Genomic DNA, 25,318 nt, shown 5'->3' with positions numbered 1-25,318 from the left:
ATGGGAAGGTGGGGGAACCAATGAAGGAACTGATTAAAGACATAGTGGTCCGTTCGGATTTTTTGTCAGCCCTGCGCAGGTGGTTCAGGGCCGGTGTAGGGGCGCTGTCATTTTACAGGATGAGGAAATCCTATGGCAAGACCACCTATGGGGCAAGGATTAACATGTATAAAGGCGTCTATGAAGGACAGCGGTGCTTCATCATAGGAAACGGTCCAAGCTTAAGACCTGGGGATCTGGAACTGTTGAGGAATGAATACACCTTTGCGGCAAACCGTATCCACCTGATGTATGACAGGACCAGATGGCGGCCCACATTTTATCTATGCCAGGATAAGGATATGCTGAAAGCAGAGGAGGAAAACATAAGGAAAATCCAATGTGACTGCTTCATTGGTTATAATTCCATGGTGAGGAATGGAACCTGCCTTGCCAATGTCAATGCATATCTGATGGATGACAGGGCAATCCTGCGGAGGAAAAAGAAGATTCCGTTTTCTTATGACTGTGAAAAGACAGTGGTCGATGCCTCCACGGTGACATACTCAAGCATCCAGCTGGCGGTGTATATGGGGTTTTCCCAAATCTATCTCCTGGGAATGGACCATCATTTCCCCCATACGATTGATAAAAACCGAAGAATCACATATGATGCATCGGTCCAGTCGCATTTTGACACAAGATATAAGGATGTGTATAAGGCTGCGGAGCAGAAGAAGAAAATCGTTCTTGCTGTCTACGATAAGGAGATGGCGGAAGAGGCATATAAGAGTGCATTGGAAGCAGCAGGACAGAGGGGGACAGAGATTTATAATGCAACCAGGGGAGGGGAACTGGAAGTGTTCCCAAGAGTCAGATTGGAACAGGTGATATGAAGAAACGGCTGTCAGTTATTATTCCCATGTACAATGCCCGGCCCTACATAAAACGATGCATTGATTCAATTTTAAACCAGGGATTTGAGGGATTGGAAATCATTGTAGTTGATGACGGTTCAACCGACGGAGCCAGCTCCGTAATCCAGGGCTATGGCGATGAACGGATCCGTCTGGTCAGTCAGGAGAAGAAAGGCGTATCCGCGGCCAGGAACGCCGGACTGGATATTGCACAGGGAACGTACGTTGTTTTTGCGGATGCGGATGATTACCTGCTGGACGGTTCACTGAAAGCCATGTATGGCACCATATCCGCACAGGATGTGGAATTGGCTGTATTTGGCTATATCAATGAAAAAAACGGGGCGTTTTATAAGAAGCAGTATGCCGGGCTTCAGGTCATGGAGCGGGAGTCTGCCTTTGTCCAACTGTTCAGGAACCCGGCATTCCGAGGCGTTTTATGGAACAAGATTTTCATCAGGGACATAATAGAGGAAGCGCAGATCCGTTTTCCCGTGGAATACACCCACGGGGAAGATCTGATTTTCGTGACCAGGTATCTGAAACAATGCAGCAATATCTGCGTGAATCCCAGGCTGGTGTACATGTACGCTGAGAATCCCGATTCACTTTGCAGGCAGATGTACCATAAAAATGAGTTCAATGGAAAGTATCTGGTCCTGTACGATGCGGAAAAGGTTGTATTTTCCTGTATTGCCCAGGAGAGCCGCCCGGTATTGGAAGCATTTGACCTGAAGCATGTGGAAACCTGCATCGATATATTGAACCGTCTGGCGCATTTTAAGCTGTACAATCATGAAAAGGCCGGCGCGGTTGCTTCTGATGTAAAAAGCCACGCAGTTCAGTATCTGTCCGCGCAGGACCAGCATCCAAGGAAGACGGTGAATATCATAAGCATACTGCTTATCTGCCTCTCCCCACGGCTGTTCATGAGGGTATACCATAGGGTAAAGACACTGGCCTGGAACCTGGGATTCAGGAGCAGGGCATGAATGTTAATTGGAATGTCCCACACAAAGGAGGAACTGTCTTATGAAGACTGCGTGTTTTATTCCTATCAAAGCCAATTCAGAACGTGTCCCGGGCAAAAACTTCCGGGTGCTGAATGGCAAGAAGCTATATGAGTACATTATTGAACATACCATGGATGCGGACTGCTTTGATGACATTTATATTGATACCAACAGTCCTGAAATCACAGGCTATGCCCTTGATCATGGACTTCATGTGATTGAACGCCTGGATGCGCTCACACATAATACGGCCAATGGGAATGACCTGCTTGTTTACCACCATCAGCTTCATCCTGAATATGATTACTATTTCCAGCTGTTTGCCACGGCGCCGTACCTTCAGGCGGATTCCATTAAAAAATGTGTCAATACGCTGATTGACAGTGAGACATATGATTCCTGTTTTACTGCATTGAAGAATCACGGCTTTTACTGGGTCAATGGCCAGCCGGTGAACTACCGTCCGGGTATCCTGCCGAGAAGCCAGGATATGCAGCCGGTGATTGAGGAAACCACTGGCTTATACGGGATTTCCAAGGATTCCCTGGAGCGGTACCGCTGCCGTATCGGCAGGAAGCCGTATATTTACTTTGTGCAGAAATTCGAAGCCGTGGACATCAATACAGAAGAAGATTTGGTAATGGCTGAGTACGTAGGCAGTACCTATTGGCATTATAACGGATGAATCCCCAGACAGGAGGACGGGATGAAGGTTTTAATCGTAAATAAATTCTTAAAGCCAAAGGGCGGCTCAGAAACCTATATCATCAAGATTGGCGATTGTCTGAAACAGAAAGGCCACCAGGTCCAGTATTTCGGCATGGATGAGCCAGGCCGCACCCTTGGGAACCGCATCAATCAATATACAGCCAGTCTGGATTTCCACACAACCGGATACAGGCGTCTTCTGTATCCACTTAAAATCATATATTCCAGGGAAGCCAGGGTAAAGCTGATGCGTGTCCTGGAGGATTTCAAGCCGGATGCGGTCCATATCAACAATTTTAATTATCAGCTGACCCCTTCCATCCTCTATGGTATCCGGGATTTTGAAAAAAAAACGGGAAAAAGGACAACCGTCCTGTACACTGCCCATGATTACCAGCTTATATGTCCAAACCATATGCTTAATTCCCCCGGGGACGGACAAAACTGCGAGCAGTGTGTGGGCGGCCGTTTTTTTGGCTGTATCAGGAAGCGCTGTATCCACCAGTCCCTTGTAAAGAGCATACTGGGTGCTGCCGAGGGAGCCATATACAGAAGGCTGAAGGTTTACCGCTGCATTGACCGGATTGTCTGTCCAAGCTATTTCCTGGAAGATAAATTGAACCAGGTAGAATTATTCAGGAATAAGACCATTACATTACATAATTTTGCTGACCGGATAGAGGCAGGACCTGCCCGGAAGAAAGACTATGTCCTGTATTTTGGAAGATATTCCAGGGAAAAGGGAATCGGGACCCTTCTTAAGGCGTGCAGGGAACTGCCGGATATCCCCTTTGTCTTTGCAGGGGACGGACCGCTGGCAGACAGCGTGACCGGGATACCTAACATTAAGAACGTGGGATTCGTTAAGGGGGATTCACTGGCCCAGCTGATACAGGAGGCCAGGTTCAGCATTTATCCGTCGGAATATTATGAAAACTGTCCGTTTTCCGTCATTGAATCCCAGCTTCTTAAGACACCTGTGCTGGGGGCCAGGATTGGAGGAATCCCGGAGTTGATACAGGAAGGCGTAAACGGCTCCCTGTTTGCCAGCGGAAACCTGGAGGAGCTGAAAGAGAAGATACGGCATCTGTGGGATTCCCCGGGGCTTTGCGCCAGTTGGGCGGAAAACTGCGGGGACATCCGGTATGACACCTTGGAGATGTACTGTGACAAGCTGCTGAAACTATATGAAACAAAACAGTGAGGTAAGGAAATATGGCAAGAAACCTGTATGGAACCGTGATTGTGACATACCGTTGCAATGCACACTGTAACATGTGCGACTGTTTTAAACATCCCACTAAGCCGGAGGAGGAGATTACCCTGGATGTAATCAGGAAACTTCCGGAAATGGCATTCACCAATATAACCGGAGGGGAACCCTTCATCCGCAGGGATATACCGGATATCGTAAGGGAGCTGTATAAAAAGTCGGACCGCATCGTCATTTCCACCAACGGCTATTTTACGGACCGTATCATCAGCCTGTGCAGGGAATTTCCCAAGGTGGGCATACGCATCAGCATTGAAGGGCTTCAGAAGACCAATGACAGCATCAGGGGCATCCCGGATGGGTACAGGCGGGGATATGGGACGCTGACGGCCCTGGTGGAGATGGGACACCCGGACGTGGGATTCGGAATGACGGTCCAGGACATGAACTGTGGTGACCTGGTCCCGCTTTACCTTCTGTCGGATAAGATGGGGATGGAGTTTGCAACCGCGGCCCTTCACAATTCCTTTTATTTCAGGAAATATGACAACCGGATTGTGGAGAGGAAACGGGTGGCTGAAAATTTTGAGAAGCTGATTAATGAACTGCTCAAAAGCAATTCACCGAAAAAATGGTTCCGGGCCTACTTCAACCATGGCCTGATTAATTACATATATGGCAATAAGCGTCTTCTGCCGTGCGATATGTCCAGGAATGCATTTTTTATCGATCCGTTCTGCGATGTGATTCCGTGTAACGGGATGCTGCACAAGGCGGTCATGGGAAACCTGAAGGAACAGGAGTGGGAGGAACTGTGGAATTCAGAGCAGGCCAGGCAGGTGCGGCGCATCACAAAAGAATGTGACAGGAACTGCTGGATGATTGGAAGCGCATCGCCTGCCATGCACCGGTATATATGGATACCGGCCTGGTGGGTGATAAAACATAAATTCCTGCAGGGCGGAAGGTATTCCCTGGATGAAAATCCCTTTATCAGGTAAATGGATGATGGAAGGAGGGAAGCCATGGATGAATACAGAAAAACCATAATGGTGGTTGAAAGCCGGCCCGGAGAGCGGGAGGCGGTAAAGAAGATACTTTCTGAAGAATACAAGGTCCTGGAAGCCGGAAGCGCAGGGGACGCCATGCTGCAGATATCATGCGGAAGTATGGTGGATGCCATCCTGCTGGGAAACCTGCAGCAGGACGGCAGGGAAGTGGGATTCCTGGATAAAATCCATAACTCAGGATATGCCTCTATTCCGGTCCTTGTTATCCTGGAGGATGCAAAGGAGGATCCTGGTCTGGAGGCCCTGGACCATGGGGCATGGGATTATGTGACCAGGCCCATCCGGGTTAAGACACTAAGGAACCGGCTGGACCGTGCGGTCCGGCACTGCAGGATACCGTCTTATGAAGGACTGCTCTATATGAGTGAACGGGACAGGCTTACGGGGCTGTATAACCGTGAGAAGATGTTTGCGGAGACCAGGCGCATGATAGACCGGCATATGGATACCCTGTTTGTATTCCTGCGTTTCGACATAGACCGGTTCCGGCTGTATAATGCCGTATTCGGTGAATTGAGGGGGGATAAGCTCCTTATAACGATGGCGGAAATCATAGAGGGCATAGCCGGCTGCTTTGAGTTCAGTACCTATGGAAGGATTAATGCAGACACATTCTGCATATGCGAGCCTTATGACTGTGAAAGGCTGCACATGCAGGTCCAGATGGTAAAGGAGGGACTGGCCGGGTTTGAGAAGAATTATCTCCTGGAACCCACAGTAGGCGCCTATATCGTGGAAGAACCTGACCTTGCAGTGGAGGAAATGTACATAAGGGCTTTTATCGGCAGCAAGAAATGCAAGAACAAGTTTGCGTCCTACCTTGGATTCTATGATATGGATGAGGGAATCCGGGAAGTGGAGGAGGCAGCCATTGTCAGCAGTATGCAGACCGCCATGGACGAGGAACAGTTTGTGGTGTATTTCCAGCCTAAATTTGATATTGCCAATGACAGGGATATAGGGGCGGAAGCGCTGGTACGCTGGAAACATCCCGACACGGGCCTGATGCCCCCGAAACATTTCATACCTATTTTTGAAAAGAACGGCTTCATTTCCAGGCTGGATTACTATGTGTGGGAGCATGTATGCCAGCTCATACACAAATGGCTTGGGGATGGGATCTGTCTGGATCCCATCACGGTGAACATCTCAAGGATCAGCCTTTATAACCCCAGGCTGGCGGACATACTGTCCGGCCTCATTGAACAGTACGGCGTGCCCATCGGCCTGCTGAACCTGGAGATAACGGAAAGTGCATATGTGTCCGACCCGGAATTAATCCAGGAAGCAGTCAGGAAGCTGCACCAGGCAGGCTTCATACTGCTGATGGACGATTTCGGCAGCGGGTATTCTTCCCTGAACATGTTAAAGGATATCGATGTGGATGTGCTTAAGATTGACATGCAGTTCCTGTCCGGCGGGGAATCGCCCGGCAAGGGGAAAATCATACTGGAATCCGTAATCCAGATGGCCAATAACCTGGGGATGCCTGTCATAATGGAAGGGGTTGAAACCCAGGAACAGAAGCGTTTCCTTTACAAAATAGGGTGCAATTATGTCCAGGGGTATTACTATGCCAGGCCCATGCCCCAGGAAGAATATGAGAAAAAGTATATATACAGATTATAAGATCCAGCGGATAAAGCAATACGAAGGAGTTTATATCCATGAAAGAGGAAATACGTAAGAAAATCCGCCTTTACGGGATGGACTGTGCAGAGCATTTAAAACAGTATGGGTTCAGCATAACGCCCTATAGGGTGAAGGACTGTCTGGACAGGAAAATGATTAAGAAACTTTCGCTGATACCGGACGATACTGTATTCTTCTGCAGGAGTTTATAGGCGGGCCGGAGTGGATGGAGCATACATACATTAAGAAAAGGAGTTACGTTATGAAACAGAACGAAGACAGCAGTCAGGATATTGATAAGTACCTTGAAGATATGGCCGCCTCAGGCTGGTTCAGCATCATGCTTATCTGTATGCAGGGAAAGACCCAGGATGGCGTCCATGGCCATATCTGCAGTTATTATCTGAAAGACCCGGTACCGTTTACCGGCACCGGGGACATGGTACTGAAAATGGATGAAATCTGTAACTGGCTGGGTGCGCCCCAGCGCACGACAGACCCACGTTTCATGAATAAGGAAATGAAAAAAAGATATGAAAGCGCCGCGGCTGCCCATCCACAGGGCTTAAAGGACAGGTTGCTGGAACGAAGCAGCCTGGTGCCTTTCCCGGAGGCGCGAAAGGCAAAGGAAGTGCTGATTGCAATTGTAAAATACCGTCAGAATTCCACTATGCAGGGCAGCATCAGGGGCAGGCTGACCAACAGCGTGGATGTGAACTTCAGAAGTGCGCTGGAACTGATGCGCATGGTGCAGATGATAGAAATCGTATAGACAGGTACTGCCTGGGGGAGCCTGTCCGGCCCCAGGGACCGGCAGGGCGGGCGTGAATCCATAAGGGGAGGCGCGGAATGAAGAACGCAAGGACGAAACATCTGGATTTTATCATTGGGGATATGGTGGCCTTAGGCCTGGCCCAGTTCCTGATGGTGTTATTGAACCAGGACAAACTGAATCCGGTGCTGTATGTGTATTATGTCCAGCTGGGTCTGCTTCTGGTCATCATCACGTTATCAGTTGCATTCCTGACGGATGGTTATAGGAATATCCTGCACAGGGGATATCTGAAGGAAATCATTGCGGTCATCCATCAGATGACCATAATCTTTGCCACGGAGGTCATATGCCTGTTCTCCTTCCGGCTTGTCGGACTGTTTTCCCGCCTGGTCCTGTTTGCCACGTTTTTTGTGGGGATCCTGTTCATGTATGCGGAACGGCTGATGATTAAGAACTGTCTGCGCCGGAAATTCCAGAATATCAAATACGCCAGGACCATCATGGTAATTGCAACGGAACAGCAGGCGGGAATCCTGATCAGGCAGTTGTCCTCCAGGATCCTGACCATCTTCAAAATCCAGGGAGTGGCAATTACGGACCGCGACATGAAGGGACAGACAATCCAGGGAGTCCCGGTCAGCTGCTCCATGGACGGGTTATCAGAATACATAACAGGACATATTGTTGATGAGATACTTTTAAGCATTCCGGATGACCCCAGGCAGGAGGCGGAGCTGGCGAAACAGTTCCTGTCCATCGGTATGGTGGTCCATATCTACATGGAACAGTTTTTGCAGGATATCCCCAGGAAAACACTGGAGCGGGTCAGCAACATGAACGTGATAACCTGCTTTAACCGGGAGATACCCATGCGGCGTCTGTTCTGCAAACGGCTCCTGGATATCCTGGGCGGCGCAGTGGGATGTGTGATGACCCTTGTGATTGGACTCATGATTGGTCCCATGATTTTCTTTAAATCCCCTGGCCCTGTCCTCTTCTCGCAGATAAGGGTAGGTAAGAACGGGCGTAAATTCCGTATATATAAATTCCGTTCCATGGTCATGGACGCGGATGAACAAAAGGAAATGCTCATGTCCCGTAATAAAATCCGGGGAAACATGTTTAAAATGGATGATGACCCCAGGATCATCCCGGGAATCGGCCATTTCATAAGGAGGACCAGCCTGGATGAATTTCCCCAGTTCTTTAATGTACTCAGAGGGGACATGAGCCTGGTGGGGACAAGGCCGCCAACCGTGGATGAATATGAAGCCTACAGCTTTTCCCATAAAAAGCGTCTGGCCATGAAACCGGGAATAACCGGATTGTGGCAGATAAGCGGGAGAAGCGATATTACGGACTTTGAGGAAGTGGTGAAACTGGACGGGCAGTATATAGATCAGTGGGACCTGGAAATGGATGTGAAGATTATTTTTAAGACAATTCTTGTAATCCTGAAACGCAGGGGAAGCGTATGATAAGGCCCGGCAGGAAAGGGAGGAGGTCCGGGCAGGCCGTTTTCCGCGCAATCATGCGGGCCGGTCTGGGGCTGATGCTTTTAATCGCCCTTACATACATACCTGCAGATATGAGTAGGGTCCGCGCTGAGACAGTCCAATTGCCTGAGGACCCCTCTGCTTATACACAGAAAAAAAGCAATTATATACCAGAATACGAATATTGCATGCACCGGCTCTTCTCCCAGTTGCCAGAATTGGGAAATGAGCCGGTTTTTGTTATGGTTCCGGGATTTTCCGGGGATATGGAGGAAGTCAACGCATTTGCCCGGTACGTCTATCAGAACTACGATTATACGGGCAGGCTGCTGCTTTCCTATTTACCGTCCAATGTGCAGGGACAGTATATCCTGCAGGTACGGCTGGACAACCCTGGTGAGATATACAGGATGCAGGAGGCGGTGGAATCGGAATTAATCCGTTTCAGCCGGACATTGGACGGGATGGCGGAACGGGATAAGGTGATAGCCATAAACGGCTGGATAGCCGCAAACGCCGTATATGATACCACCCTGGAGAAATCCAGCTGTTATTCCAATATCATGGAGGGCACCTCTACATGCAACGGTTATGCAAGGGCTTTTCTTGCCCTGTGCAGCTACTCTGGGATCATATGCGAAAATGTAAGAGGATACACGGACGGCAAACTTCATATGTGGAACCGTGTAAAGCTGGGAGACGGCTGGGAATACGTAGATGTAACCTGGAACAGCATGGCAGGGTCTGACCGATGGCTGCTGGTTTTGGAGGCAAGGATGAGGATGGACCATGTGTGGTGATGGCTTACCAGTAAATCGGTAAACCGCCACCCCGCCCGGTCAGGCCGCTCCGAATAACCGCAGAATAGACGGTACAGACATTCTTTTTCCATGTTCCCCATAACCGGCATCCTTCTTCTGCCTAATCATGAATCCGTACTGTTCTGCCGCCAAGGCTGCAATCCGTCCGGATTCATATGATTGGGCCGTCCTGCGGGCTTCATCTGACATCCTGGACCATACATCCTGATCCAGGACCAGCCGGGCTGCAGCCGCGGCAAAGGCATCCGGATCTTCTGCGGTCATATACCCGTTTACCCCCTGCCTGACCACATCCACCACACCGCTTGCCCGTACGGCTGTTACGGGACATCCCGCAGCCATGGCCTCCAGGAGCACGATTCCCTGAGTTTCAGACCTGGATGTGAAAAGAAAGGCATCTGCCGCATTCAGATAATGCCGTACCTGGGTATTCTCAATCTTCCCTGTAAATACAATCTGGCGGCTGATTCCAAGCAATCCGGCTAATTCATCCAGGCGGGCCCTCTCGGTGCCGTCCCCAATCACCATCAAACGGAATCCCTCGCCCAGTATGCCCTTGAGACATGCTGCTCCCCGCAGAAGGAACTCCAGGTTCTTTTCCTTCTCCAGACGGGCGGTGGTGGCGAACAGGTATGGACATCCGTCACTGTACAAAGCCCTGATTCCGGCGGAATGTATCTTATCGGATTCAAATGCAGCCTGGTCCAGCCCTGTGGGCAGTACGGATATCCTGGTTTTGGTTCCCTGTTCCAGAAGATGCTCCTTTATGGTGTTGGTAGGGGCAAATACCAGGCCGCACTTGTTGGTGAAAGCGGTGATAAGGGATGGCACCAGGACCTCCTTTCCGTACCTTGCAATCCAGCTTACCGGATATTCCTCGGAAGCCATGGCCTCATATAATTTAAAATGGTGGAGATATTCCTCATACCGGGTGTGGTAGGTGTAGGCCACAGGTATATTGTATTTCTTTCCCAGATACAGGGCGGTCTGTCCCACCAGTACAGGATGGTGGACATGGATCACGTCAAATTCCCCATCCCTGAAACATGTCTCAATTTTCTTATCAAAACAGTTTCCCAGGGCCATCCCCCGGTCCGCCTTCCGGTAAATAACCTTAAAACGAACCACATCCTCTTCAGGATTCCCTGACAGTCTGCCATCTGGTTCCGGGGCAAAGACGGTCACCTTATGCCCAAGTGACCTCAAGCCTTCCGACAGCCGTTCAATGGAAATCGGCACCCCTCCAATAAATGGTTTATAATTGTTGGTAAACATTGCAATATTCATGTGGACCTCCTCCTATGATAACAGATGAAACACCTGGTCACCCATCATATACCCTGCCCCAATCAGGAAAAAATTCCATACAAAGATGCCGAGGGCTGAACTTATGGTGTATTTAACAAAATTCATCCGGATAACGCCGGCAGGAATGGAGATAATGGTACGGATCATGGGAATCAGCTTGCTGATGAAGATTCCTGTTGCGCCCCTGGTCCTGATCAGGTCAAAATTTTTCCGGATGACTGGTTCATGTTTGGGGAAACGTTCCAGATAGCGGTCCAGAAACAGGTTCCCGCCCATCCGGCCGATGCCGTATAAAATCCAGCTTCCCAGAAGCCCGGCCGCCAGGGCCAGGGCCATTACCATGAAAAAACTGATCTGTCCCCTGGCTGCCCATATGCCCGCCAGCGGCATGATGATTCCTGCCGGAAATCCCGGAAGGTTCATGTATTCCAAAAGAATGATGACAAATATAAAAACAGCTCCATATTGCAGGAAATATTGTGTTAATACCTGAATATCCATATTATGCGTCCTCCTGATGGACCATATCATAAGTCAGGAATCTAAACAGGCCCCATAGAAAAAGCAAAAATATTTCTAAAGAAGTTATAAGTAATCACCTGTCCCTTATTAAGAAAAATCCGGGAATTTCTGTTGTTGGAATTAATATGCTATGTAAAAATAGGATATTGCCACTTATGTGCAGGCAGGAGAGGATATACAGATAAGTGATTTTATTGCCGGTATGTGATATGATGGAGTTATAAGAAACATTTACTGTCAGGCAGGCGCCTTGGCCCGTCAGGCCTGCAGCATCATGATACGGAGCAGATATGGAACAGAAGAAAATATCCTGGTACAGTCATATAAGATGGGGATGTATCATTTACCACTACAGCGACACCGCAACGCTGATTGGTAACTTGGGAATGATTTTTGTTTTTATGGGTGGAATGCGCCTTTTGGCTGCGGCTGGCGGTTTGGAAATCATATGGAACCTTGAGGACATCCTGTTCTGTATGACGGGTATCTTGGGCCTGTTCATGCTTTACGTGGCATATCGGTTGAATGACCGGGCAAAGAAGCGTCATGATGAGGAGCATGGCACATTGACCGAGCAGTTTGAAGCGGTTAAAAAGCGGAATTTGGCGTCAGATAAGCCTGTTGGAAATGCGCCCAGGAAGCACGCAGCCACTGCAAAAGTCCGCGGGAGAACCGTCAGGACGATACTTCAGTCATTTGGGGCAGAACGGATTACGATGCGTTCCGGTCCGTGCTGGATGCTGAACGGGGTATATTTCCGCTTAAGTGTCTTAAAATTACCATCCAGGACATTTCTGGTTATTAAGTGGACGGACAATATTGAGGCGGCAGGGAACAATGTGTTTGAAAAAATCCAATCATTTCCCTGGGATTTGGATGATGAGGAATTTGCCGGGGAATTGAAACATGTTTTGTACGGGTTTATATAATGGCATGTTCCAGATGTATACAGGCCAATTAATAGTACCTGCATCGGTGGAGGAGGAAGGCCTGTAAACTTAGCTGGCGGGGATGGAGGTTACCGGTAGACATTGCGGTCTATCTGGACCATGATTGAAGGTGTGTATGAAAATGAGGTTTTACTTATATCTCCATATAGTGTATACTGGGATTTAATTGCGCCGTCCATTGTGTCCGGCGCTGGGAGGAAGCATTTTCCTCTATATAACCTGCCTGGAGGATGAGTGATGATAAGGAAAGCAACGGAACATGATATTGATGCGGTGGAGCGGGGCTACACAGAGTTATTGACCCATGAAAAGGATAACGGCAGCAACTCCAACTGGGTGCTGGGCGTGTACCCCACCAGAAGCGTGGCTGAGGACAGCTGTAGGGCCGGGACGCTCTATGTAATGGAGTGTGATGGCGGAATCTGTGCCAGCATGATACTGAACCAGGTGCAGTCCGAGGAATATTACGGGATTGCCTGGGAATATCCGGCCAGGGATGATGAGGTCCTGATACTGCATACACTGTGCATACCGCCCTCAAACGCCGGACGCGGATACGGAACAAAGATGGTGCGCTACGCCATAGAGGAGGCAAGGCGGATGAAGTGCAGGGTAATGCGCCTGGATACATATGCGGGCAATCAACCGGCTTCTGCACTTTACACAAAGCTGGGATTCCGGTATGCAGGCATTGCCAGCGTCATGCTTCAGGGGCTGATTCCGGAGGAACAGATATTTTTTGAGTTGGATTTAGATCATGGTATGTGAATCATGGGTTGTAGTTACCGGCTCATCTGGAACCGGTAAAGCTACAACCGCATCAGTTGCTGCAGCTGAATCTACCTGTGGCAGCCTTTACGGCGTTTCAAGTCATTTTTCTGCATATCCATCCATTATCTCAAAAGAACCAGGTTCGTCATCCTATGCGCCGATGTGAAGGATTTCAATACACCTGCTGTCCGCCATGGTTTCAAAACATATTTCCCCATATAATGGATTGACCTCCATCCAATAGGAAATAGACAATTCTGAATGCTCTGCTTTCTTGTGTCATAATCACTTCTGTTCCATATTATAGCGGATAATCTGTCTTGACAACAGGCGGCCGACCGAATAATATGGATTAGAAGCGCGTATGCAATAAATGGAAATGGCATAGCCGGGAGAGTGATTGGAATTGGAGGGGACCATGGAGAAACAGGATGAACGTTCGCTGCCTGAGAAGGTATCGGAGCGCCTCATTGAATACATATTGGAGAAGAAGCTGCAAAAGGGTGACAAGCTTCCCAATGAGCATTCACTTGCACAGATGTTATATGTGGGCAGGGGAACTATCAGGGAGGCGGTCAGGATATTGGAGTCCAGGAACATTGTAACGGTAAAGCAGGGGGCGGGTACATTTGTCTGTGAAAAGTACGGGGTATCGGATGACCCGCTGGGGCTTTGCCTTATAGAGAACAAAGAGAAGGCTGTAAAGGACCTGGTGGACATGAGGATCATCATTGAGCCTGAAATTGCTGCCCTGGCTGCCCAGTACGCAAAAGAAGATGATATCAGGGAACTGGAACAGCGGTGCCTGGAAGTGGAATATTGTATTAGAAGCGGGAAGTCCCATGTAAAAAGTGATGTGGCCTTCCATTCACAGATAGCAGTGTGCAGCCAAAATTATATTGCAGCCAATATCATTCCGATTATTGCATCTTCCGTACGGATTTTTTCGGAACTTACCAACTATACCTTATTGGAGGAAACCGTGGTGGGGCACAGGGAGATAACGGAGGCAATTAAGCGGCATGACTGCCGGGATGCAAGGGAGTCCATGATGCTGCATGTCATGGCTAATAAAAGGAGGCTTTCACAGCCGCTATGATGGCTGTGAAAGCCTGTAAACTCTGTCTGGTTACAGTGATAATAGGAAACAATAATAACAAGGTGGTATGATGATTTTGTAAAATGCAGAAAGTCATCATATCTTTTTTTTATTTTAAAGCCCCCTCCCATTGCTTGGAAAAGGTAAAAAAACATGCAAAATAACCAAAAAATAAGAAGAAATATAGGTAAAACTAACATTATTATGATAATGAACAAAAAAATATTGACGTTCGATTAGCATGTTGCTATAATACAAATTAGCGATACGTCATACCTATTTGGCAAAAGTCCTTTTTAAGAACAAGGGGAGGATTTAGGCGGGTAATGACATATTAATGGCACGAATGCCAGCTTAATGAAACGTTAAGCATCATACAAAAGGAGGATTTTGATTATGAGAAAGAAAATTCTATCAGTAATGCTGTCAATCACCATGATGGCAGGTCTTGTGGCCTGTGGCGGCGGCTCCCAGGCACCGGCTACCACAGCAGCAGCGTCCGGGACAACGGCAGCCGAGGCAGCGGCAGACAGCGGGGCAGCTGAGGGCAGCGAGGCTCCTGCGGAAGCAGCAGGCGATTACAAGATCGGTATCATGACCACGACAGTTTCACAGAGTGAGGAGAGCTACCGTGCGGCTGAGATGCTTCAGGAACAGCATCCGGATACGGTTGTGCTGGCAACCTTCCCTGATAAATTTGCAACTGAGCAGGAGACAACCATTTCCACAGCCCTGAGCCTTGCCTCTGACCCGGATGTGAAGGCAATCATCTTCAGCCAGGCCGTACAGGGCACTGCGGCAGCATGCCAGAAGATCCGTGAGGTACGTCCTGACATCCTTCTGATTGCAGCAGGCTACCAGGATGATTCCGCCACAACATCTTCAAACTGTGACGTTTTCTATCATTCCAACGTTCCGAAGATGGGCTTCCAGATGGTGGATGAGTTAAGCGATATGGGCGCTAAGACATTCGTGCACTACTCCTTCCCCCGTCATCTGGCATGGCAGCCAACCGCTGACCGTCTGCAGAACATGAAGGACCGCTGCGCAGAGCTGGGCCTGACCTTGGTAGAGACCACCACACCTGACCCCATGTCAGATGCAGGTACCTCCGGAACACAGCAGTTCGTATTAGAGGATGTTCCGCGCGCAGTTGACCAGTATGGCACGGAGACCGCTTTCTTTGGCACCAATACCAGCCAGCAGGAGCCGATGATCAAGTGCGTGGTTAACACAAAGTCCTACTTCACCATGCCGTCCGATCCTTCCCCATTCGTCGGTTTCCCATCAGCCCTGGGCATTGAGGTACCGGCTGACAAGTTATATGATTCCGATTACATGATGAACGCCATTTCTGAGAAACTGGCAGAGGCAGATATGACAGGCCACATGGGAACATGGACCGCACCGCTTATGACCCTGTTCATGACAGGAAGCTATGCTTATGCTGAAGCGTTCTGTGAAGGCAAGACAAACGGAGAGAAGCTGGATGCAGAAGTATTTAAGCAGACCCTGAGCGAAGCAGCAGGCGGCGAAGTGGACGTAGAGAACATCACGGACGGCGGAACCACATATGACAACGGCTTCTTCATCATGTGTAGCTACGAAAGATTTTAAGGATTAAATCTCTCTCTATCAATTTTTATATGGGGAACGAAACTTCCCTGATGCTTTCAAAAGGAAGGGATGCAGATAAGCAGCATCCCTTCCTTTTATAAAAGACAGGTAAGTAAAACCCTGGGATAGCTACGGGTTACTGGAAAGGAGAAGAACATTGAGCAGTAAATACATATTAGAGATGAATCACATTGAAAAGGATTTCTTTGGAAATAAAGTCCTGAAGGATGTGAGCATAAAAGTGAAGCCAGGTGAGATTGTGGCATTGATTGGGGAAAACGGCGCTGGAAAATCCACCATCATGAATATCCTCTTCGGCATGCCCGCAATCCAGCAGACGGGAGGCTTTAAGGGCAGCGTCCTGATTGACGGAGAGGAAGTACATATCAAATCCCCCATAGAGGCCATGAAATACGGAATCGGCATGGTGCATCAGGAGTTCATGCTGATTGACGGCTATGATGTGGCTGAAAACATTAAGCTGAACAGGGAGAATGTGAAAAAGACACCGGCCAGCCTGGTCTTTGGCAAACGCCTGGACCTGGTGGACAGGGCGTCCATGCACAAGGAGTCCAGGGCCACCCTGGATTCCCTGGGAATTGAACTCAGCGACAGGACCAGGGTGGGAAGCCTTCCGGTGGGATATAAGCAGTTTGTGGAAATTGCCAGGGAGCTGGATAAAAAGAATACCAAGCTGATCGTGCTGGACGAACCCACCGCGGTGCTTACCGAGACAGAGGCAGAGCAGTTCCTGGCCTGTGTGCGCTCCGTGGCTGAACGCGGGATTGCTTTCATTTTCATCAGCCATAAGCTGGATGAGGTGAAGAATAATACCCATCACGTGTTTGTCCTCAGGGACGGCGAGATGGTGGGGGATTACCACACGGCTGACCTGAGCACGGTTAAGATGTCACAGCTTATGGTAGGCCGCGAGGTTGAGATACTGAACCGTGAGATGGGCCATGAGGTGGAAAATGAGGAAATCTGCCTGGAATTCAACCATTTCGGGGTCAGCATGCCCGGCGAGGTTGCCAGGGATGTGTCCTTCCAGGTAAAGAAAGGCGAGATTTTCGGAATCGGAGGACTGGCCGGACATGGGAAAATCAGCATTGCCAACGGGGTCATGGGGCTTTATCCTTCCAAGGGTGAGGTGAAGGTACACGGCAAGGTCCTGGATGTGACAAAGACAAAGGACACCCTGGACGACGGGATTGCATTTGTGTCTGAGGACAGGCGCGGCGTGGGCCTGATGCTGGACGAGTCCATTGAGCTGAACATTTCCATTGCGGCCCTTAAGACAAAGGACAAGTTCATCGTGAAAAAGTTCGGCATCCCCTTTTATGATAAGAAGGGCGCCGTTGAATATGCAAAAAAGATGATTAAGGACCTGGATATCCGCTGTACCGGACATGCACAGCCGGTAAAGAGTTTATCAGGAGGCAACCAGCAGAAGGTGTGTATTGCCAGGGCACTGACCCTGGAGCCGGATATCCTGTTTGTATCGGAGCCCACCAGGGGTATTGATATCGGCGCAAAGAAGATGATACTGGATTCCCTGATGAAGCTGAATAAGGAAAAAGGGGTTACAGTCATCATTACCTCCAGTGAGCTGGCAGAGCTGCGTTCCGTGTGCAACCGCATTGCCATTGTCACGGAGGGAAAGATAGCCGGAATCCTCCGTTCCGATGATAAGGACTACAAATTCGGACTGCTGATGAGCGGTTCTAAGCTGGTAGATGCAGATGAGGAGGCGATATAAGAATGAACCAGATAAAAAGAGCTGTTAACTTCCTGGGCGTTTCGCGCCTTGTGGTAATTGGATTCCTTTTGGTGCTCATGGTTTCCGTATTCCCTCTGGGAATCAATCCCGGCATGATATATTCAGACTGCCTGGTGCGTATCGGCATGAACGGATTCCTGGTCCTGGCCATGATGGTCTCCATTGTCTGCGGGGCCGGACTGAACTTCGGCCTTCCCATCGGCATCCTCTGCGGCCTTCTGGGCGGCTCCATCGCGGTCCAGTTTAACTGGAGCGGTCTGGCGGGGTTCTGGGGCGCGTGTATCGTATCGGTGCCATTTGCCCTCATAGCGGGGTATTTTTACGCGGTGCTGCTTAATAATGTAAAAGGCTCTGAGATGACGGTCGGAAACTATATGGCGTTCTCCATCGTATCCCTGATGTCCATTGCCTGGCTGGTGCTTCCGTACAACAATCCCAAGATTGTGTGGCCCATCACGGGCGTGGGACTGCGTACGACCATGACGCTGGAAGAAAACTATGACAAAGTGCTGGATAATTTCCTGAGGATTGATTTTAAGCAGATGGGTATCCTGCAGAACAATCCGTATTGGAAGGATTTCTCCGTGTCAACCGGACTTTTGCTGGTATTTGCAGTGGGCTGCCTTCTCATGTGGCTGTTCATGAAGACAAAGGCAGGGGTCATCATGCGCTGCAGCGGCGTGAACCCGGGCTTTTCCAGGACCCTGGGCGTGAATAACAACAAGGTCCGCACCATGGGTATCGTGGCCTCCACCGTGATTGCGGCCATCGGCATTAACATCTATTCACAGAGTTATGGTTTTTACCAGTTCTATTCAGCTCCGCTGATGATGGCGTTTCCAGCCATGGCAGCAATCCTGATTGGCGGCGCCACACCGAAAAAAGCAAGCGTATTCAATGTGGTCCTGGGGGTCATCCTGTTCCAGTGCCTTCTGACCCTGGCAACCCCGGTTGCCAATGCGGTCATCAATGCGGGAAGTATCTCTGAGGTGGTCCGCATCATTGTCCAGAACGGCATCATCCTGTACGCATTGACCAAAATTAGAGCGAATGGAGGAAAATAACCATGGAAAATAAGAAACGTAATAAAGTGTTAGACTTCCTTCAGGGCAATATGGTCCCTATCCTTTTCACCGTACTGTGTCTGGCAAGCATTAAGATATCCGGACAGAATGCGGGCTATGTGATCACAGAGACCGTATCACGTGTTGGCAGGAACGCAATCCTCATTGTATCCCTGATCCTCCCGGTGCTGTGCGGCATGGGACTGAACTTCAGTATCGTGCTGGGCGCCATGGCAGGTGAAATCGGACTGATCCTGATTACCCACTGGAGTTATGACGGCTTAAAGGGTATCATCCTGGCTGGCATCATTGCAACGGTCCTGTCCATTGTCCTTGGAACCCTTACAGGAATCCTTTTTAATAAGGTAAAGGGACAGGAAATGATCACGGGCATGATACTTGGGTTCTTTGCCGTGGGTGTATATGACCTGATTTTCATCTTCATGGTAGGAAGCGTCATCCCGATGGTAAACCCCGAAATCATGCTGAATTCCCAGAACGAGGCAGGCGAGACCATCTATGTGGGCCTGAGGAACACCATTGATTTCCACGCCGAGACAAAGTACGCGGTGGACAATGCATGGAAGGTGATGTTCGTGAAGCTGCTTCCATGGCTGCTGGCTGCTTTTGCGGCGGTGACCGTGTGTATCCTGGCTTATAAGATAGTGAAAAAGAAATCAGATGTCAGGGAAGCCCTGTTTACGACCAAAGGATTTCTGGCGGCCAGCATTCTCCTTGCAGTGCTCCAGATCCTCATGAAGACCGTTAAATCCGTGCAGAAGGCATTTTTCATTGTACAGATTCCCATGCTTACAGCCATCGTGATTGCGGTTGTCTGCCTTCTGGTGGTGTTCATCACAAAGACAAAGCTTGGACAGGACATCAGGACCGTGGGCATGAACATGCAGGTGGCCACGGCGGCCGGTATCAATGTGGATAAGACGCGTATCGTGGCGACCGTGCTGTCAACCGTGATTGCGTCCTGGGGGCAGATCATTTTCCTTCAGAACATCGGTAATGTGCAGACCTTCAACAGCCACGAACAGGTGGGGACCTATGCCGTGGCAGCCCTGCTGGTGGGCGGCGCGTCCATTGACAAGGCAACCATGGGCCAGGTGTTCTCAGGAACCATCCTGTTCCATATCCTGTTCTTCATCACCCCCCTGGCCGGCAAGGTGCTCTTTAACGATCCCCAGCTGGGCGAGTATTTCCGGGTATTCCTGTGTTACGGCATCATCGCGGTATCGCTGATCCTGTATGCATGGAAGAAGATTGCAGCGGACAGGAGAAGGATTGAAGAAGAAAACCGTCAGCAGCTGGCTGAACTGGATGCAAAATAGGAGGGACATATGTCAGATATCATTACAAAAGATCTTGCTAAATCAGTGGAGGATCTGGTCATTGACTGGAGAAGGGAACTTCACCAGTGCCCGGAGCTTGGGATGAAGACCGTGGAAACCGAGAAAATCATCCTCAGGGTGTTAAAGGAAATCGGGATAGAGGAAGTGCGTTCAGGAATCGGCGGGGAGGACTGCCACGGCGTGGCGGCCGTGATCCGTGGCAGCCTTCCGGGGAAATGCCTTGGAATCCGGGCTGACTGTGACGCCCTGCCCATCCTGGAAGAAACAGGACTTCCGTTTGCCTCGAGGAATCCCGGCTGTATGCATGCCTGCGGCCATGACGGTCACACGGCCATGGGCCTGGGAATCGCAAAAATCCTGTTCGAGAACAGGGATAAGCTTCGCGGCACCGTGAAAATGATATGGCAGCCAGGCGAGGAAGGGGATAACGGGGCGCTTAAGATGATAGAGGACGGTGTGCTGGAAAATCCGAAGGTGGACGCCATGATCGGCCATCATTCAGGCACCAGCCGTTTCCAGGAGGTAGGGCCTGCCCAGATTGGCTGGACACCGGAACCTTCCTCCTTCTGTATCACTGGCTGGTGGGCTAAATTCCATGGAAAGAGCGCCCACATCGCGGAGCCCCATCTTGGGGCGGACCCGCTGCTGGCCGCCTGCTACGCGGTAACAGAGCTTCAGGCCGTGCTCAGCCGGGAAAAGCAGCCCAACAAGCCGGCCATCTGTGCGGTGAGCATGTTCCATGCAGGGGATAAGAATAATATCATCCCCGATACCTGCTGCCTGGAAGGTTCCATCCGCTCCAACAACGAGGAGGACCAGGCGTTCTATTACCAGCGTCTGACGGAAATCTTCGAGGGCGTGGCCAAGACCATGCGCTGTACGGCTGAAGTTGGATACGGCCATTACCTGGGCACCACGGACAACGACCCTGAGATGGTGCGAAGGTTTGTCCCCATTGCCGAAAAAGCCCTGGGAAAGGAAAATGTGATAGAGGTAAAAATCGCAATCCCTGGCGGGGAAGATTTTAGTGAGTTTACAAAACGGGTTCCCTGCGTGTATTATTATCATGGGGGAAACTTTGGGGATGAAAGGGATTTCCCGCAGCACAGTTCCAGATTCGATTTGAATGAACAGACCCTTTGGTCCGGTGTGGCAGTCATGACCCAGTTCGCCTTTGACTGGCAGGATATGTAAACCCCCAATCCATACGTATCATCATACGGACCCCTGCCTGACCATACGGTTCGGCAGGGGTCCTGTTAAAAGAAAAGCACATTACATGCCCATAAGGAGGAGAGATATGACAGAACAGGAATTACTGCGCAAGGCAGATGCGTTCATAGAGGCAAACATGGAGGATATCATAAAGGATATAAAGGCAGTGGTGGATATCCCAAGTGTGAAGTCGGAGGCGGAAACAGGCGCCCCCTTTGGCAGGGAGATAAGGCGCGCCCTGGACAAGGCATTGGAGATTGCAGGCCGTATGGGATTTAAGACCGTGAACTGTGAGGATTACCTGGGCTACGCGGAGCTTCCCGGCGAAAAAGAGGCGTACATCGGCACCATTGCACACCTGGATGTGGTTCCTGCGGGCAATGGATGGAATACAGACCCGTATGACATGGTGGTAAAGGACGGTTACCTGATGGGACGGGGCGTTGTGGATAATAAAGGCCCCCTGATCCTCACCTATTATATGGGAAAGTTTTTTAAGGACCTGGGCGCCCCCCTTCCCTACAGTCTGCGGATGATGGCGGGCTGTGATGAGGAAAGCGGCATGGAGGATGTGGAATACTATATCCATCACTATGAGGAGCCGGTATTCCTTTTTACACCGGATTCGGAGTTCCCGCTGTGTAACGGGGAGAAAGGCTGCCTGTGCGGCAATTTTACAAGCGGGCGGTTTGAAGACGGGGCAATCATGGATTTCCAGGGCGGTATGGCCCATAACGCGGTAGCCGATCAGGCGTCCGCGGTTATCCGCGCCAATCCGGAACAGTGCCCGGAGGCAGACCGGATTATGGTTACTGCCGTGGACGGGGGCGTAAGGATTGAGGCTGCCGGTATTGGAGGCCATGCCTCCCATGCAGAGGGGACCATTAATGCCATCGGCCTGATTGCGGATTATCTCCTGGAAAACAGCCTTGTGACCAAAGAGGAAGAAAAATTCCTGAAGGTCGTTTCCCTGCTGTGTGAGGACTACCAGGGGCATGGGCTGGGTATCCAGTGTGACGATGGCATTTTCCCGCCGTTAAGCATCATCGGCGGGATGATAAGGATGGAGGACGGTGTGCTGAAGCAGAACTTTGATTCCAGATATCCAACCAATACCACTGGCAGTGACCTGGTGAAAAAGCTGTCCGATCTGGGCGCCCGGTATGGGGTAAAGGTAACGGATGTGGAGGACAGCGTTCCCTTCTATATCGGTGTGGATAAGCCGGAAATCAAAGCCTGCCTGGATGCCGGCAATGAAATCCGCGGGGTGGACGGCAAGCCTTTTACCATGGGCGGAGGCACCTATGCCCGTCATTTTAAGAACGCAATCAGCTTTGGGACTGAGATCCCGGCTGAGCCGCTTCCTGATTTTGTGGGGAAGATACATACATTTGATGAGGGAATCGGCATTGACCGGCTTAAGATGTCATTGAAGATCTATATCCTTGCGCTGTACAGGCTGATGCAGATTGAATTTTAGGAGGGCATATGAAGAAGACGAGAGTGGATGAAGTACTTAACAGGCTGGAACGGATGGGACTGGAACAGATGATCATAACCGACGCCAACTCCATCTTTTACCTGACAGGCATCTGGGTGGATGCAGGGGAGCGCCTGGTGGCATTATACCTGGGCCGTCACAGGGATGACTGCTTCTTTGTGAACAATATGTTCACCCTTCCGCCAGATCCCGGCGTGAAGACCGTGCGTTTTTCTGACACGGACCCGTATCTTCAGATGCTGGCAGACTGTACGGACCATGCCAAACCCTTGGGGGTGGATAAAAATATGCCGGCGCGTTTCCTTCTGCCCCTGATGTCCATGGGATGCGGCACGGAATATGTGGATGCATCCATCTGCGTGGACGGGGCCAGGGCCGTGAAGGATGAGGAGGAAATGGAGGCCATGCGCAGGATTTCCGCCATCAATGACAGGGCCATGGCTGAATTTAAGGCGCTGTTAAAGGAAGGCGTGACGGAGCGTGAAGTGTCCAACCAGATAAAAGAGATATACCAGAGGCTGGGGGCCGATGACCTGTCATTCCCTCCTTCCGTGTGTTTTGGGTCCAATGCGGCCATAGGCCATTACCGCTGCGGGGACGTTGCCCTTAAAAGAGGGGACTGCATACTTCTGGATGTGGGATGCAAGAAGGACAGTTATTGCGCGGACATGACAAGAACCTTTTTCTGCGGGGAAGTGTCCGATGAAGAACACCGCAGGGTGTATGAACTGGTGCTTCAGGCCAACCGGGCAGCAGAGGCAATCATAAAACCAGGCGTCAGGTTCTGTGATATTGACGCGGCGGCCAGGAAGGTAATTGAGGACGCTGGTTACGGCGATAAGTTCACCCACAGGCTGGGGCATTTTATCGGGATTGAGGTCCATGATTATGGGGATGTGTCCAGTGCGAACCAGGAAACAGCCCGTCCGGGCAATATCTTCTCCATAGAACCAGGCATCTATCTGGAAGGAAATGTGGGCGTGCGCATTGAGGACCTGGTGCTGGTGACCGGGGATGGGTGCGAGATACTTAATTCCTACAGCAAGGAACTGGAGATTGTCTGACAGGGAGAAAGGATGGATCAGGACGATGATGGAAGAATTAAACAGTTGTATTGAAAAGAACAGCGCGCAGATGGTGGAGTCGCTTTCTGAGATTGTACGCATACCCAGCAAATACGGCGAGCCGAAGGAAGGCGCGCCCTACGGGGAGGCGTCCCGGCAGGCCCTGCAGTTTGCCATGGACCTGGGCAGGAAGCTGGGCTTTGAGACGGTTGTAAATGTGGGAGACAGGGTATGCTATATTGAATACGGCACAGGAAGCAAGGTGGTTGGGGTGTTTGCCCATCTGGATATTGTGCCGGAGGGGGATGGATGGACGTATCCTCCCTTTGGCGGTGAAATCCACAATAACCGGGTTTACGGACGTGGCACCGTGGACAATAAAGGCCCCTTCATCGCTTCTCTTTATGCCCTTCATGCCATTAAGGAATGCGGACTGCCCCTTGGGGATTACCGTATCCGCATCGTGGGCGGGACCAATGAGGAAAAGGGCATGGATGACATGAAGTATTATGTATCCCAGTGCGGGGCGCCTGACGCCGGATTCACGCCGGACGGACTTTTCCCCATGTCCTTTACGGAAAGGGGGATTAACTATTATTTCATGTCCTATGGTTTGACTGGGAAATCCACTTCCAAGGTCAGGGTCGTGGGACTGCATGGAGGGGAAATCCTCAACATGGTACCGGACAGGGCTTCGGCAGAGCTGGAGGCCTCGGATGAAACAGAGGCAGGGCGCGTGATGGGACTGGTTGAGGAGTACCGCCGGACCACCGGAAGGGATGTGACGGCCAGCCGGGAGGGAACCAGGATACGGCTTACCTCCAGGGGACTGTGCGCCCATTCCTGTACGCCTTTTAACGGTAAGAATGCCATTGTGGCAATCCTGATGTTCTTAGACGGGCTGGGCATTGACGGCTCCATGGGGACCTTCCTGCGGTTCTTTGCTGAGAAGATAGGAATGACCACGGACGGAAGCCTTCTTGGCATGAAACGCGAGGATGAGTGCGGCAGGCTTACGTTCAGCCTTTCGAAGATGGATGTGGATGAGGACGGACTGAAATGGGTGGTCAATATCCGCTATCCCTATACCTACAAGGACCAGGTGACAGCGGATTTTACTGCCCAGGTTGTTCCGGCGGGAATGGTGATAGACGAGGTGGATGCCCATAACACATACAGGTTCCCCATGGACCACCCCATGATCCGGACGCTGCGGGGCGTTTACGAGGAACTGACGGGCAGGGATTCGACCCCCAGCCATGAGGGCGGGACCTATGCGCAGGTGGTGCCGAATATCGTGCCCTTCGGCTCCATTTTCCCGGGAACCCCGGATCTGTGCCACAGGCCGGATGAGTGTATTGACATTGATGAATATATCCTGGACGCAAAGCTGTTTGGAAATGCCATGTATGCTTTGACCAGGAACTAGGGCCTGACTGGCG

Annotated in this window: 23 protein-coding genes; 21 read left to right on the top strand and 2 right to left on the bottom strand. The window is 50.5% G+C overall.

Features of this window, described 5'->3' with window-relative positions; all coding sequences use genetic code 11:
* Positions 1 to 20 precede the first annotated feature (20 nt).
* The 10 genes from MCJ35_RS18000 to MCJ35_RS17955 all read left to right on the top strand — a co-directional run bounded on the left by MCJ35_RS18000 (position 21) and on the right by MCJ35_RS17955 (position 9,603).
* The gene (locus MCJ35_RS18000; protein ID WP_025486085.1) at positions 21 to 875 is read left to right on the top strand and encodes a 6-hydroxymethylpterin diphosphokinase MptE-like protein; all 855 of its coding nucleotides are present in this window, start codon (positions 21 to 23) and stop codon (positions 873 to 875) included.
* On the top strand, positions 872 to 1,888 hold the full coding sequence (locus MCJ35_RS17995) for a glycosyltransferase family 2 protein (protein WP_025486087.1): 1,017 nt from the start codon (positions 872 to 874) through the stop codon (positions 1,886 to 1,888). Before MCJ35_RS18000 ends, MCJ35_RS17995 begins: the two co-directional genes overlap by 4 nt.
* A 40-nt stretch (positions 1,889 to 1,928) precedes the next feature.
* Positions 1,929 to 2,594 carry an acylneuraminate cytidylyltransferase family protein gene (locus MCJ35_RS17990; RefSeq protein ID WP_008718915.1) on the top strand — a complete coding sequence of 222 codons (666 nt, stop codon included), beginning with the start codon at positions 1,929 to 1,931 and terminating at the stop codon, positions 2,592 to 2,594.
* A gap of 21 nt (positions 2,595 to 2,615) precedes the next feature.
* Positions 2,616 to 3,821, top strand: a complete 1,206-nt coding sequence (locus MCJ35_RS17985) for a glycosyltransferase (protein ID WP_240299601.1) — start codon at positions 2,616 to 2,618, stop codon at positions 3,819 to 3,821.
* A gap of 11 nt (positions 3,822 to 3,832) precedes the next feature.
* Positions 3,833 to 4,831: a radical SAM protein gene (locus MCJ35_RS17980; protein ID WP_025486089.1), complete on the top strand. Its 999-nt coding sequence runs from the start codon at positions 3,833 to 3,835 to the stop codon at positions 4,829 to 4,831.
* A gap of 24 nt (positions 4,832 to 4,855) precedes the next feature.
* Positions 4,856 to 6,529: an EAL domain-containing protein gene (locus tag MCJ35_RS17975; RefSeq protein ID WP_025486091.1), complete on the top strand. Its 1,674-nt coding sequence runs from the start codon at positions 4,856 to 4,858 to the stop codon at positions 6,527 to 6,529.
* A 38-nt stretch (positions 6,530 to 6,567) separates the two neighbouring features.
* Positions 6,568 to 6,744 (top strand): hypothetical protein, encoded by a 177-nt coding sequence (locus tag MCJ35_RS17970; protein ID WP_008718910.1) that lies wholly within the window; start codon positions 6,568 to 6,570, stop codon positions 6,742 to 6,744.
* A gap of 50 nt (positions 6,745 to 6,794) precedes the next feature.
* Positions 6,795 to 7,304 carry a hypothetical protein gene (locus MCJ35_RS17965; protein WP_025486092.1) on the top strand — a complete coding sequence of 170 codons (510 nt, stop codon included), beginning with the start codon at positions 6,795 to 6,797 and terminating at the stop codon, positions 7,302 to 7,304.
* Positions 7,305 to 7,381: 77 nt separating this feature from the next.
* Positions 7,382 to 8,785, top strand: coding sequence for a sugar transferase (locus MCJ35_RS17960; protein ID WP_025486093.1), 1,404 nt, complete (start codon positions 7,382 to 7,384; stop codon positions 8,783 to 8,785).
* Between the two features lie 260 nt (positions 8,786 to 9,045).
* Entirely contained in the window at positions 9,046 to 9,603 is a 558-nt protein-coding gene (locus MCJ35_RS17955) for a transglutaminase domain-containing protein (protein WP_162158544.1), read from the top strand.
* 39 nt (positions 9,604 to 9,642) lie between these two features.
* Here MCJ35_RS17955 and MCJ35_RS17950 read toward each other — a convergent pair whose 3' ends face one another.
* Positions 9,643 to 10,911, bottom strand: coding sequence for a glycosyltransferase (locus MCJ35_RS17950; RefSeq protein ID WP_025486097.1), 1,269 nt, complete (start codon positions 10,909 to 10,911; stop codon positions 9,643 to 9,645).
* Positions 10,912 to 10,923: 12 nt separating this feature from the next.
* A complete protein-coding gene (locus MCJ35_RS17945; RefSeq protein WP_008718902.1) occupies positions 10,924 to 11,433 on the bottom strand; it encodes a DedA family protein in 510 nt (169 codons plus the stop codon).
* A 311-nt stretch (positions 11,434 to 11,744) separates the two neighbouring features.
* Between MCJ35_RS17945 and MCJ35_RS17940 the strand changes: the two genes are divergently transcribed.
* The 11 genes from MCJ35_RS17940 (at position 11,745) to MCJ35_RS17890 (ending at position 25,305) form a co-directional block, all read left to right on the top strand.
* On the top strand, positions 11,745 to 12,383 hold the full coding sequence (locus MCJ35_RS17940; protein WP_025486098.1) for a hypothetical protein: 639 nt from the start codon (positions 11,745 to 11,747) through the stop codon (positions 12,381 to 12,383).
* Positions 12,384 to 12,641: 258 nt separating this feature from the next.
* The gene (locus tag MCJ35_RS17935) at positions 12,642 to 13,172 is read left to right on the top strand and encodes a GNAT family N-acetyltransferase (RefSeq protein WP_025486099.1); all 531 of its coding nucleotides are present in this window, start codon (positions 12,642 to 12,644) and stop codon (positions 13,170 to 13,172) included.
* Positions 13,173 to 13,593: 421 nt separating this feature from the next.
* The gene (locus MCJ35_RS17930; protein ID WP_025486100.1) at positions 13,594 to 14,274 is read left to right on the top strand and encodes a FadR/GntR family transcriptional regulator; all 681 of its coding nucleotides are present in this window, start codon (positions 13,594 to 13,596) and stop codon (positions 14,272 to 14,274) included.
* 396 nt (positions 14,275 to 14,670) lie between these two features.
* A complete protein-coding gene (locus MCJ35_RS17925; RefSeq protein ID WP_025486102.1) occupies positions 14,671 to 15,891 on the top strand; it encodes a DUF3798 domain-containing protein in 1,221 nt (406 codons plus the stop codon).
* Between the two features lie 157 nt (positions 15,892 to 16,048).
* Positions 16,049 to 17,650, top strand: a complete 1,602-nt coding sequence (locus MCJ35_RS17920; RefSeq protein WP_008718892.1) for a sugar ABC transporter ATP-binding protein — start codon at positions 16,049 to 16,051, stop codon at positions 17,648 to 17,650.
* Positions 17,651 to 17,652: 2 nt separating this feature from the next.
* Positions 17,653 to 18,735: an ABC transporter permease subunit gene (locus MCJ35_RS17915; RefSeq protein WP_008718891.1), complete on the top strand. Its 1,083-nt coding sequence runs from the start codon at positions 17,653 to 17,655 to the stop codon at positions 18,733 to 18,735.
* A gap of 2 nt (positions 18,736 to 18,737) precedes the next feature.
* Positions 18,738 to 20,075, top strand: coding sequence for an ABC transporter permease subunit (locus MCJ35_RS17910; RefSeq protein ID WP_025486104.1), 1,338 nt, complete (start codon positions 18,738 to 18,740; stop codon positions 20,073 to 20,075).
* 9 nt (positions 20,076 to 20,084) lie between these two features.
* Positions 20,085 to 21,290: a M20 metallopeptidase family protein gene (locus tag MCJ35_RS17905; RefSeq protein WP_034577720.1), complete on the top strand. Its 1,206-nt coding sequence runs from the start codon at positions 20,085 to 20,087 to the stop codon at positions 21,288 to 21,290.
* Positions 21,291 to 21,396: 106 nt separating this feature from the next.
* The gene (locus tag MCJ35_RS17900) at positions 21,397 to 22,791 is read left to right on the top strand and encodes a Sapep family Mn(2+)-dependent dipeptidase (RefSeq protein ID WP_025486108.1); all 1,395 of its coding nucleotides are present in this window, start codon (positions 21,397 to 21,399) and stop codon (positions 22,789 to 22,791) included.
* Positions 22,792 to 22,799: 8 nt separating this feature from the next.
* Positions 22,800 to 23,876 carry a M24 family metallopeptidase gene (locus MCJ35_RS17895; protein ID WP_025486110.1) on the top strand — a complete coding sequence of 359 codons (1,077 nt, stop codon included), beginning with the start codon at positions 22,800 to 22,802 and terminating at the stop codon, positions 23,874 to 23,876.
* Positions 23,877 to 23,901: 25 nt separating this feature from the next.
* A complete protein-coding gene (locus MCJ35_RS17890; protein ID WP_025486112.1) occupies positions 23,902 to 25,305 on the top strand; it encodes a Sapep family Mn(2+)-dependent dipeptidase in 1,404 nt (467 codons plus the stop codon).
* Positions 25,306 to 25,318 lie beyond the last annotated feature (13 nt).

This window comes from Enterocloster sp. OA13, from assembly GCF_022440595.1.
Lineage (GTDB): Bacteria > Bacillota > Clostridia > Lachnospirales > Lachnospiraceae > Enterocloster > Enterocloster hominis.
This window is presented reverse-complemented; position numbering and strand designations above follow the sequence as displayed.